The 13,699-nt window shown below is 45.9% G+C and carries 2 protein-coding genes; both read right to left on the reverse strand.

The features are described 5' to 3' along the window. Window positions 1–19: 19 nt before the first annotated feature. Window positions 20–11,968 (reverse strand): amino acid adenylation domain-containing protein, encoded by an 11,949-nt coding sequence (locus AADZ70_RS05110; protein ID WP_342007819.1) that lies wholly within the window; start codon window positions 11,966–11,968, stop codon window positions 20–22. A gap of 19 nt (window positions 11,969–11,987) precedes the next feature. Further along, complete coding sequence (gene fabD / locus AADZ70_RS05115; protein ID WP_167872605.1) at window positions 11,988–13,187, reverse strand: ACP S-malonyltransferase; 1,200 nt, start codon at window positions 13,185–13,187, stop codon at window positions 11,988–11,990. Between the last annotated feature and the right edge of the window lie 512 nt (window positions 13,188–13,699).

The raw sequence follows: 13,699 nt of genomic DNA on the forward strand, positions 1-13,699 counted from the left end.
AAGAAATAAATACTATTCCCTAAAAGTTCAATTGAATAGAATCAAGCGCGTTCTCTTCTTCCTCAATATTTCCGCTCAATCCGATTTGATCGATCAGAATGTCCGGCTGTTCCAGAATCGCTGATAGGATGTGTAAATAGTCGTTTGATAGAATCTCGATTCTGCTTTTCTTAAACAGTTTTTTTGAATATTCAAACAGCCCGTGATAGTTGTCGTGATCCGCCTGAATCGACAAGGTCAAATCGAACTTGGCAACCGGATGATGAAATGGATACGGCTTGAGCTGCAGGGAATCAAATGTCAATTCAGCCTGGTCGAGATTTTGCAGCACAAACATCGTATCGAATAAAGGATTGCGGCTTGAATCTTTCGGAAGATGTAAATGCTGTATCAATTCTTCCAACGGATAGTCTTGATTTTTATAGGCGTTCAGCATGTTTTCCTTTACTTCGTTTAAGTAGGCATCAAATGTTTTACGGCCCGCCGGGTGATTCCGAATGACTAACGTATTGACGAACATTCCCACAACTGACTCCACATCCAAATGAGTCCGCCCGGCAGACGGCGTTCCTACGATAATATCCTCTTGTCCGCTGTATTTAGATAAAAGAATCGTATAGGCCGCCAATAAAATCATATACAGTGTTGCGCCTGTTTCTTCTTCCATATGGCTTAAACGCTGTTTCAAGTGTTCCGGTATAACAAATTCGAAGGATTCGCCTTCGTAATCGCGTATGGCAGGTCTCTCATAATCCGCAGGCATATCCAGTACGGGAATGTCATCGTGAAACTGATCCAGCCAATACGCTTCCTGGCTCTTAATGTTCCGTCTCTGAATGTCCGATTGCTGCCAAACCGCATAATCTTTATATTGAACTGAAAGCGGGTCCGGTTGGTTCCCTGCGTAGAGCCGGCTCAGATCGTTCATCATAATATTGACGGACACGCCGTCAGAAATGATATGATGCATATCAACCACAAGCACATGCCGCAAAGGTTCAATTTCAATTAATCCCGCTCGCATCAGAGGCGGTTTGGCTAAATCAAACGCTTGGATGAATTCAAGCACACGGTCTTCCGCTTCTTCTTCGCTTGCTTGAATTTGTTCTATTGTAAATTCGACGCTCTGATGAATTCGCTGCGCCGGCTCACCTTCATATAATTCAAAGCTGGTCCGCAACGCTTCATGACGCTCGATTAATTTTTGGAAAGCGTCGTTTAACCGGTCGGGATCAACGTCTCCTTCCACGCTCATGGCACCCGTCATATTGTAAGTCAGTTCGCCGCCTTCTGCGTGACTTAACAAATACATCCGTCTCTGAGCTGAAGAAACCGGATAATAGGACATTTCCTTTGCGGCCGGGATCGGTACATATTGATTTTTGTCCATGTGTAACGTCTTTTCGGCCAATTGTTCAATGGTAGGAAACTTGAATATGTCTTTTAGAGACAGATTCACATCCAGCTCTTTTTGAATTCTGGCGGCTAAGGCCGCTGCGCGAATGGAGTTCCCTCCGAGATCAAAGAAATTATGTTTAATTCCTGCACGGCTTATTCCGAGCACTTCCTGCCATAAATCTGCGAGTTTGGACTCCGCCTCATTGCCCGGCGGAACATATTCAGCTGTCTGCTGAAGACTCGCTTCTGGCGCGGGCAGTGCCTTACGGTTTATTTTCCCGTTGGACGTTAACGGCATATCGTCCAGACGGACAAAATAAGAAGGAACCATATAGTCAGGAAGCTCCGATGACAGTTGTTCCCTAAGCTGCGCAGCCGCTATAGGCTTGTCGCTTACGTAATACGCGCATAATTGTTTTAAGCCGTCTTCTTCTTCTTTCACTGTAACCGCGGCTTTTTGCACCGCTTCCGCGTTATGCATCGCCGCTTCAATTTCCCCAAGCTCGATTCGGTGTCCCCTGATTTTGACTTGTTCATCAACGCGCCCAATATATACAAGATTTCCATCCTTCAATCGTTTAGCCAAATCCCCTGTTTTGTACATCTTCGCTCCCGGTATAAATGGGTTTTCAATAAATTTCTCTGCCGTTAAATCCGGGCGGTTCCAATACCCTCTGGCCACACCCGGTCCGCTGATATACATTTCGCCGATTACCCCGATCGGAACCAGGTTTCTGCTTGCATCGGCCACATAAATATCCGTATTGGCAGCCGGAGTGCCGATCGGTACAAATTCCCGCTTGTCCCGTTCTGCGTTGAAGTGATAAATCATACATCCGACGACAGCTTCCGTCGGTCCGTATTCATTGAAAATGTCCAGCCGTCCTTTAAACTGCTCGCTGACACTTTTAGCCAGACGGGTGCTTAAATTTTCTCCGCCCACAATCATTTTCCGTATTGCCGTGCCGCCTGCTATATTCATCTCCTTGATGACGTGCAAATGTGCCGGTGTTAATTTGATCATGTCTATTCTTGTGTCCCTCATAATCTCAGAAAGCACGGCGCTTTTGTCCTCTCCATCGAAGACAATGATGGTATTTCCTGTAGCCAGCGGTGTAAATATCGAAGTCACCGTCAGATCGAAAGAGATGGAAGAGTATAATGGGAAGTTGGTTTTCTCACCCTTTACATAAACCTCTTTCGCCCACCAAATATAATTAGCCAGCCCTTGGTGCTCAATGAGTACACCTTTCGGATTTCCCGTAGAACCCGACGTATAGATCATGTAGGCCAAATCATGTGCATTGCTATCCGATTCAAGATTCGAGCGGTCCTCATGATATGAACTTTCCTCATCCAAAAGCACAACGTCACCATCATACGGTAATTGATCTTGCAGGCTCTGCAGTGTCAACACAACCTCCGCTTTTGAATCTCTCAGCATATATTGAATCCGATCTTCCGGATATTCAGGGTCAATAGGCACATATGCACCGCCGGATTTCAGAACTGCCAAAATTCCAACAATCAGCTCAAGGCAATGCGGAGAAAGGATGGCAACGAATTGATCCGCTTGTACGCCTTTTATCCGTAACGTCCGCGCCAATTGGTTCGCCCGTTCATTGAGCTGTCTGTACGTATACTGCTCATTGCCAAAAATAACGGCTGCATGATCGGGCCGCTGTGCCGCCTGTTTTTCAAACCATCGGGTTACTGTTTCCTTATGCGGATACGGCGTCTTTGTGTCATTACACTCCGTCAGCAATTGATGCCGTTCGGTTTCAGACAGCATAGGAACGGCAGACAGCGTCATCTCCGGCTGCTCCACAAGGCTGTTTAAAATGCCGGTATAGTGTCTGGTGATCTGTTCAATGGTGTCTTTTTCAAACTGTCCCGATTTAAAATCAAAATGCATCTCGATTTGTTGTCCGGCATCTTCGATCGTGAGCATCAAATCATATAAAGAGACTCCGGGATTTCGCTCTTTCACCTTAAACGTACATTCATCGTGCCGGATTTCATGAAATTCAATATTTTGAAATACAAACATCGTGTTAAACAGCGATGTTCCCGTTGTTTCCCGCTGGACATTTAATTTCTCCACAAGCCTGTCGAATGGATAGTCTTGGTTTTCGAAAGCGTCAAGCGTCTGCCGCTTTACTTCTTCCAGATAATCCGAGAACTTTCGATTGGCGTGCGGCTTCGTTCGGATTCCGATGGTTTGTATGAAAATACCGATGATATTTTCAATATCCGGATGATTTCTGCCTGAAGCAGGAGTGCCTACGACAACATCTTCTTGGCCCGTATATTTATGTAGCAGCACTTTGTAGGCCGCCAGCATCACCGTATAGAGAGTCGTTCCCGCTTTTTGCGCCAGCTCTTGCAGCGAACGGATGACATCCGGCTGTAAAGAGCACGTCACGCGCTGTCCCTCAGAAGACTGCTCCGCCGCTTTTGAGCCGTCTGTCGGCAATTGAAGGACCGGGATTTCGTCTGGAAATTGTTCCAGCCAATATGCCTCCTGCCGCTTCATGGCATCCTCATTCAGCCATTGGTTTTGCCATTCGGCGAAATCTTTATATTCAAATTCAATATCCGCTAGCGGTTTTTGATGATATAAAGCCAGCAATTCATTTGTAAGGATGTTGACGGAATAACCGTCCGAAATGATATGGTGCATATCGATGAGCAGTTCGGCCTGCTCGTTTTCAATCTTGATCAGCTCCGCGCGAACCAAAGGAGCTTGTTCCAAGCGGAACGGTTTTACAAATCGGTCTGCATAAGCTTCAAATTCGTTCCGGCTCATGGTCCGGACTTTAACGTTAAAATCGACTTCGTTTTCAAGCTTCTGAACGATTTCCCCGTCTATCATTTCAAAGTATGTGCGAAACGCTTCATGCCGCTCTATGACTTGCTGAAGGGAAGAAATCAAGGCATGCTCATCGTACTTCCCTATAATTGATATTTGGCCGAACATATTTTGAGCCAGCTGATCCGGCTCCATTTGGTGGAGGAAATATACTCTTTGCTGCGCCGGCGATGTCGGGTAATACGCTTTTTTCTCAGCAGCTTTGATTGGGAGGTGAATGACTTTCGTTTCATTCTGAATGAAACGTGCTAATTCCTTAACAGTCTGGTGATTGAAAAATTGTCCGATGGAAACTTTTTGCTGAAATGTCTTCTGAACTTTGGAAAGCATAAGCGTCGCTTGGAGTGAGTTTCCTCCCAGTTCCAGAAAGCGATCTAATCTGCCAACCCGCTCAAGGCCGAAAAGCTCCTCCCAAATCTGCGCCAGCTGCCGCTCCGTTTCATTTGCCGGCGCCTCGTAGGCATCAGCAAGGTTTTCCGTATTGCTTACGATTGAAGAAACCCGCTTTTGGTGTTCAGCGTAAAGTTCTTGTAAATGATGCTGTTCTTCATCGGAAAACATCACCAAGGCGTTAAGAGGGACTGAATCCCCCTCAACCATCTTTTGTAGCAATGTCGTGAAGCCCGCTCCCCACTTTTTCATGATCTCCGGACTGACGACATTCGTATTAAAATCAAAATCAAGAATGTATTCTTGATCCACATCCGTTACGTTAAGAAACAGATCGTATGAAATGCATTTCATAGGGTAAGCAACGAGCTCAGCTTCCGCCTTTCCGAAGTGAAGCTTTCGAAAAGGCCTGTCCAAATTAAAAATAATACGCATGTCCGGCATATGATCGTGCGGAAGTTCTCTGGCCGCCAGTGTCATCGGAACGGCTTGATGGCGCATGGCTTGATTCACGTTTTCTTTCATCCGGTCCAGATAGCCGGATAAAGTACTTTCTGAAGAAGCCGTGTTTTTTACCGGAATCATATTGACGCAATTTCCCATCAGATCATGCTGTTTCATATGGGATTGACCGGCTGTCGGCATCCCGATTACAAGGCCCGTCTGTTTGGTAAGCCGGTGCAGAAAAAGGTGAAATGCACCAAGCATCGTTACAAATACGCTATTTTTCATCCGAATGCTTAAAGACTTTAAGGCCTCGCTTAAAGGCCGCCCTAGCCGGACGGTACACCGGTCTCCCTCGTATCCGTTCTGATGGCGGGCAGAAGCGGCGCCCGGCAGGACTGCCTGCTGTATCGGTTCTGAGAAATGATGCCGCCAATACCGGACTCCTTCTTCATAATGGCCGCTGTCAATTTGCGCCTGCTGCCAGTCTAAATATTGGCGAAATGAAGCAGCGGCCTCTTTTTGCTGAATTGATTTTCCTTGTACGATTGCCGCGTAGCTGGTCTCCAGCTCTTGAACAAAAACGGCGATCGACCATCCATCAGCAATGATATGATGGAACGTGAGCACAATCAGGTGTTCATTGTGGGCCGATGTAAGCACATGGATTCGAAACAAGGGCTTTTGTTCTTGGAAGTGAAACGGCCGCTTGGCATCTTCAGTCAGCCATTTCTGAATTTCTGTTTCCCGCTGCTCTTCCGGGTGACCGGTAAAATCAATGACTGGTATTTCTATAGTCATCCGTTCCTGCACTTGCTGTACTTCGTCATCGGGATGAATCACCGTACGTAAAGCTTCATGACGGTCGACGATATGCCGGACGGCTTGTTTTAATGGTGTATGCTGCAGTTCGCCCTTTATTTTCAGCATAATGGACTGGTTTAAAGCTGCAGAAGCTTCATTCCCATAATGGGATGCCATGACCAATTGTTTTTGTTCATCTGAAAGCTCGTACGCCCCGGATTTGTTATGCCCGCCGTCATCAGGAGAATCCGGGCCTTCCGGAATAAATCCGCCTCGGCGAAGATCCTTCACCGTGTCTTTAACAGCTTGAATGATGTGTTCAATATCATCCGCGGTATGCGCTGTGGATAGGAAGCAGTTGCGTCCTTCCCACACATAGATCCCTTTATAATTGAGATGGTAAAAGAACAAGTCGTTATCAAGCGATGAGACAAACCGGAATAAAGAACCGAATTGAACCATGCGGATAGGCACTTGCGATTGTTCAAAGAAGCGATTTAGCCGATCAACCAGGGAGGCTGTTTTTTGATTCAGCTGTTCATACAGGTGTTCTCCCTCGGTTTGTAAATGGCGAAGCACGGCTAACGACATTCTCATGGTAAGCGGGTGAGTATTGAATGTGCCGGCCACAAACGTGCGTTTCGCCTCATCTTGCGGATAGGAATCGTCCCCATACTGCCAGGTTCCCCCGTCGATCGCATTCATGAATTCAGCTTTTCCGGCAACAATCCCTAACGGCTGTCCGCCGCCGATGATTTTTCCGTAGGTCACTAAATCAGCCTGAATACCGAACCATTCCTGGGCGCCGCCGAGACCGATCCGAAATCCGGTAATAATTTCATCGATAATCAAAGCTGTTCCGGATTGCTGCGTGATCGCCCGCAATTCTTTCAAAAATGCCCGCGGCTGCAAATCCGGCCTGCGGCTTTGTACCGGTTCCACCAGTACGGCTGCCAATTCATCACCGAGGCTGCGAATCACATCGAGCGAATCGGGATTGTTGTAATGTAAAATAATCAAATCATCCATATAGCTCTGCAGTATACCCGGAGCCAGCGGATTCGCAGACGAGGCTCCGCCTTTAGTGCCGGCAACCCCTAATACGCCGTCAAACGTACCGTGATAAGACCCCGAGAAGGCCACAACTTTCTTTCTTCCTGTTGCCGCCCGCGCTAAACGAAGGGCAACCATGACAGCCTCTGTTCCGGAATTATAGAAAGCGACCCTTTCCACCCCAGTGCATGTGCGGATCCGATCGGCAACTTCTCCTGCGACATCCGACATCGGGCCGAGCGGAGGCAATGATGAACGGACTGAATCATCGATAACCTGTGTAATAAAGGAAGGGTGATGCCCGAAAAGGTTAACCCCGAATCCCATGGTGATATCAATGTATTCGTTGCCGTCAACATCCCACATCTTGGAACCGTCAGAACGTTCAGCGATAATCGGGTACACGATTTCCTTCCAATATGAACGGAAGCTGGACAAGTTGCGATTATTTGCATGAGCAAATCGGGTTTTGTCCGTATACTGTTTGGAACCTTTCGTTTTATCTGCATATTTCACGATGAAATCTTCTAAATATTGTTTTTGCCGTGCGGTATAGTGTCCCTGTTCATGCAGGTTCTGAGGCTGAAAAGGAACATAAGGTTTCGTTTCTCGAGTCAATGTCTTTTCTGCAGTGACAGCCGGAGGCCCCTGCTTGACAGAAGGAATTGATTTCTCTTGGGTTTTATCGTGTTCTTTCACATCGGAATGATGACCGCCGTTTCTCAGCAAATTAAAGCTATTTAACTGAGCTTGCAAGGTGTCCTGGATTAATTGATTCTGAGAAGCAATTATTTTTTCGAGCATATGTCCTTGATGATCTTCTCTGTGACCAGATTCAGGCTGTGCTTCTGGAATGACCAGTGTTTCCTGCGCCCGAACATTCTCTTTAGCCGGAGCGGATGCATGAGATGATGGAACAGTCTCAGCCAAGTAATCGATGACACTTTGAAGGTTGTTCATCGTATCAAAAAAACGATCCATCGGGATGTCTATCCCAAATTCGTCCGCGATAGCTTTTTTGACCTGAGACAGCATGATAGAATCCATTCCGAGCCCGATAAAATGGGCATTCAGATCGAGTTCCTCCGCTCTGATTCCAGAAGAATTGCTGATGACTGTTTTCAGGAAGGATTCAATATGCGCCTTCGATTGATTGATGTTCAATGCGGCTTCTCCTTTCTCTCGGCCCTCGTTTAGGCGCAATTGGTCAGCTTCAGCCCAGCAGCGGTTCCGTTCAAACGGATACAGGGGCAATGGCGTTTTTTGTACGGTTTCACCGGCGTAAATGGCGCTCCCGTCTATTACGGCTCCCTGCACAAATAATTCGGCGGCGCGATTCAGCCATGCGATCCGTTCATCATGCGTTCGTATACGCTGCTCCATCAGAGCGGCTGCTTGTTTATTCAGCTCCTCTTTATGGGCAGGCAGCATTTCCTTCAAGTTCTTATAACCAACGTATACTCCGGGAAGATGTCTGTCTCCTTGGATTACGGAAGTCAGCTTGTCACATAATTCCTGCTTACTGAATACAATCATGGCAATGCCATGATCCAAATGAGCCCTGCCCGTGCCGGCTGTATAGCAAATGGACTTCAATGAAGCTTGGCTGTCATCTGCTACATATTGACGGTACTGCTGTGCGAGTTCATAGAGTGATTTTTCAGTATGAGCAGATAAAACAAATAGGTGCGGCTCATGTTCGTCCTCGGATGCATCCTCATTTTGAGAAGTATATTCCTCCAATACCACATGAGCGTTCGTTCCGCTAAAACCGAACGAGCTGATTCCGCCTCGCAGCGGCTCATCACCGGATGTGAACTCCGCAGCTTCCTGATTCACATAAAATGGTGAAGAGTGAAAATGAATGAGCGGATTAGGTTCATTAAAGTGCGCTAAAGGCGGGTTTTTCTTATGATTCAGCATGAGGACAGATTTGATCAGTCCGACGATGCCTGCTGCTTCAAACAAATGACCGATGTTCGATTTAACAGAACCAATCGCACAAAATTGTTTTTTTGCCGTGTGTTTTTCAAACGCTTTACAAAGCCCGTTGAATTCAACCGGATCACCGAGCTTTGTTCCGGTGCCATGCGCTTCAATGAAAGACAGCGTTTCAGGAGCAATGCCCGCGTCTTTCCAGGCCGTCTCAATGACCTCAGTCTGAGCTGCCGGATTCGGTGCGGTAATCCCGGCGGTCGTTCCGTCTTGATTTATCGCGCTTCCTTTAATCACGCCGTAAATATGGTCTCCGTCGCGAACTGCATCCTGCAAAGGTTTTAACAGGACTGCCGCCGCGCCTTCACCCGAGCCCGTGCCCTCTGAATCTTTGCTGAACGTTTTCGTGTACCCGTCCGAGGATTCCATATCAAGTCCGATACGGATCGGCAAGAGCGATGTCCGGATCCCGCCGGCAAGAGCCATGTCACAATCGCCGGAAATTAAAGATTTGCATGCCATATGAACGGCGGCAAGCGATGAAGAGCAGGCTGTATCCACCGTGACCGCCGGCCCTTTTAAATTTAAGAAATAAGCAATCCGGCTGGCTAACACGGAAGGAAGATTGCCTACTATATATTGCTGAAGTTCCTCCGGATAATTCGCAGAAAGGAGGCGTTCATAATCGTAGCCCACCTTCGAGTACCCCGCATATACCCCGACCCGGCTCCCGTTTATCCCGTCCCCGGCATAGCCCGCATCTTCAATCGCATGCCATGCAGACTGCAAAAACAGTCTTTGGTTAGGATCCATAAACTGAGCGGTTTTAGGCGCTAAACCGAAAAACGAATAATCAAAACGGTCGATTTCATCTAAATAACCGCCCTTCACAAACTGATTCTCATTGAATTCACTTTGGATGGACTTTAAATAATCCGCCGCATCTTTCAGCCGGGATGCAGGGTATTCTCGAATGCTGTGCTCTCCTTTTTCTAGCAAATCCCAAAAATCACTTTTGGTCGATGCTCCCGGGACATTGAGCGACATCCCGATAATGGCAATATCTTTCGGCGTCACACGGATTGGTTTCACTGTCACGTCCTGCTTGATTTCAGCCCGGCTTTCAGACAGATATGCCGCTAAATCAGTAATAGAAGGATACGTAAAGAGGTCGGAGACGGCAAGCTCGCGTCCAAATCTCTGTTCTATACGCTCGGCAATCTGCGATAACTGTAATGAATTTGCGCCCATATCAAAATAACTGTCAGTGAGGTGAACCTTTTTCCCATCGAGCACATCGGAAAAGATAGACAGTAATTCCGTTTCGATTTCATGAATGGGAGTCTGTCCGGAAGTTTTCGGGCTGCTCTCCAAACATTCATTAATGGCGGCAGACTCTGCTGAAAAATTCCCTGCTTCATACTGTCTGGCCAGTTCATAACGTTTCACCTTCCCGCTCGTCGTTTTTGGCAGCTTTTTGATCGGGAGTACTTCTTTTATGCTCCAGCCGCCCCGCTGGTATAAATGCTTTTTGATCTCTTTAACAAGCGGGGCAAATTTTTCAGGTGATTTTTTGTAAACAACAAAGAGCACGATCTCTCCGCTTTGTATCTTTTGGTCATATACACCGCAGGCGGCAACCCTTCCTAAGTCAACCTCTTCCATTTCAATCGCAACCCGTTCAATATCGTGCGGGTAGATATTTTTTCCGTTCACGAAAATAATGTCCTTTTCTCTTCCGGTTACGACTAAGTTGCCACTTTCATTAATGAATCCGAGGTCTCCCGTTTTTACCCAGCCGTCAGAAGTCAGCGCTTTTTCCGTACTCTCGGGGTTGTTATAATACCCTTGAGTCACATTGTCTCCTTTAATCTGAATGTGACCGATGATTCCGTCTTCTGCTCTTTCATTTGCTCCATCGGAGATCCGAAGCTGACAATAGTCAATGGGTTGTCCCACTTCGACGAATGAAGCGCAATGTTGATCCTCTTTGCTGACTTTTACAGCTCGTTCACCAAGATTTAAATAGTCACGATGCAAATAAACAGGAACGAATTCTTTACCTATTTTAGAAAACGCTGCGCCAACCGAAGCTTCCGCTAAACCGTAAACATTCAAAATAGCGGATCTTTTCAGATTGAATGCTGCGCATCTTTTCAAAAATTCGTCACAGAGCTCCGGCAATATCGGTTCTGCACCGTTTGCGATGACTTTGATATGGGATAAATCCCAGTCTGGTTCGTTTTTCAGAAATTTAAGGAAGTAGTTGTACCCGAAATTAGGAGAGGATAGAATACTGGCTTTATGTTCATGAGCTTTTTTCATCCAAAGAATAGGTCTGCGAATAAATAATTCTGTAGGCATTAGATTTTGATTGATTCCGGTTATGAAGGGAACAAGGTGGCAGGCGATGAGCCCCATATCATGCGTTAAAGGCATCCATGATAAGAAAGAGTCTTTCGAATGAATGGCTAGGGCAGTCCCAATGGCGCACGTGTTATGTATTAAGTTGTGATGCGTTAACATGACTCCTTTTGGATCTCCTGTCGATCCGGAAGAAAATTGGATAAAAGCCAGTTCATTCGCATCAGGTTCATAAAACGAAGCGGGGTAATCGTAGGTTTGATCTTGAATGATGTCGGATTTTTCGTTTAATTGATGATGGAAATCCTGTAAATCGTGTTCTGCAGCGTATTTCTTTATTTTGTCCAATACTTTTTCAGAGGCAATCAGAAACGGATGATTTAATATATTCCAAATGCGCCACACCTTCAGCTTATGGTCATCATCTTCTCCGATACTGACCGGTACCGGGATCATTCCTCCTAATATACAAGCCCAAAAAGCAACGACAAATGATTTGTTTTCTTGGATTTGAAATACAATTTCCTGCTTCGGCTGAATGCCGATATGCTGTAAATAGCCAAGAAAGCCTTTCGCTTCTTCAAACAATTGGCGGTAAGAGACAACTGTCTCTTTTTTATCGGATTCGATAAAACGGATTCCGCGATCAGAGATATTGCTTCTTTCCCGAATGACATCTACTAAGGTTTGGAATTGACTGGTATACATAGGTCCCCTCCTGGGCGCTTTATTTTAAAATCCGCAATTCTTCCCATGCCGGAAGCTGTTTAGCCTCGCAAATTAATTTGCATAAATGGATCGAATGTTCGAGCTCTTGTTCTGAGAGCTCATTTTCATGTCTTTCCATTCTCTCTTTCAGCTCTTGGATTTGCGTAAATAATGGGTTCGTCAGGTTGGAATAAGCCAATGAATCCTTGTTGTAATTTCGAGCAATGATGGTTTGAATCATCAATTTATTCAGTTGTTTTTTGCGTAAACGGACAACAAGTTTATTTCTTTCCGCTGAATTGGAAAGCTGGTGAATATCAGATGTCTGTCCAAAGGGATAAGGTACAATGTGGTTCGTTATTTTTTTCAGCAGACCGGATAAGACATTGTTCGGCCCCATTTCGATGACTTCCGTGACTCCTTGTAAAAGCAAGTAATGCATTGATTCCGCCCATCTTACCGGCATCGTCATGTGCTGCTTGAGATGTTCGCTGATCGAATTTTTGCTGTAAGGGCGCGCGGTGACATTTGAAATGATCGGCCATGCGGCATCCCGGATGGAATACTGCTGTAATGCACTCTGGAATTGTTCGGATGCCGATCTTATCATTGAACTGTGAAAAGGTGCACTTACATTTAAATAAGTGTATGCCGCCCCCTTATCCTCCGCCATCCTGATGACACGCTCCACAGCTTGCCGATGTCCGGAAATGACATGCTGCCGGTCTGAATTCATGCAGGCTACATCTGCCGGAAAGTCTTCTGTCGACACTTTCGCACACATTTCTTGCAATGTTTGAAGAGAGAGCCGGGTCACAGCAGCCATTGTCCCCTGCTGCTGGGGATCCGCATTTTGCATAAGAATCCCCCGCCGCCTTACAAGTGTAACGGCATCATGAAAAGAAAGGGCGCCGGCACAGACAAGCGCCGAGTATTCTCCTAAGCTGTGACCTGCAAGAAAGCGCGGCTTAACCCCTATTTCTTGCATATACACTTGAAACGCAATCACACTGACCGTTAAAATAGCGGGCTGCGCATTCATTGTTTTTGTTAATTCATTCATATCACCGTTAAAACACAGCTTTTTTATATCCAAGGAGATCGCGTCGCCAGCTTCTTCAAATAATCTTTTTGCGACCGCAAAATCATTCCAAAATTGTTTGCCCATTCCTACAAATTGAGATCCTTGTCCAGGAAATAAAAAGGCAAGATTGTTCATGAGCTCCCTCCGATCGCATTGAACATTAATCCAATATCATACAATATATCCCTTTATATAACATCGTAGCATGATTATAACAAAGGTGTATAGAATACTTTCGGAGGAGTTATTGTTCGATTTCACAAACGAACTGGTTATAATTGTTCATAAAATATAAGATGGAGCTGACACTGAAAAATCAGTCTTAAAGAGAGGTGATGAGAGCCGGGCCGGAAGCCTGTTTCCGACTCTTCTTCACTTAGGGAGCGCCCTTAATGTTTCATATTTTTTGGGTATATAGGCATAATTGTGTCAGAAATTACATCTTTTCTGTTTATTGTAAAAGTTCATTTGTATATCTGTGAAGGATTGTAAACTGGTTGTGCAGGAATGGGATTGGAAGAGGAAAATCTGCAGTGAAATGCGGTGCAGAACATATGGATGATCCTGCTCCGATACCGATTGATGCATTCTCAATCGATTAAATTCCGGCTGTTTTTTGTTTACATTGTTTTGTAACCTTCCGTCAG

The sequence above is a fragment of the Bacillus sp. YBsi01 genome (assembly GCF_038406745.1).
GTDB classification, from domain to species: Bacteria; Bacillota; Bacilli; order Bacillales; family Bacillaceae; genus Bacillus; species Bacillus siamensis.

Excerpts from the sequence above, each read along its gene's own strand:
- AADZ70_RS05110 (WP_342007819.1), bottom strand. The coding sequence starts at position 11,968 with ATGTATACCAGTCAATTCCAAACCTTAGTAGATGTCATTCGGGAAAGA.
- fabD (WP_167872605.1), bottom strand. The coding sequence starts at position 13,187 with ATGAACAATCTTGCCTTTTTATTTCCTGGACAAGGATCTCAATTTGTA.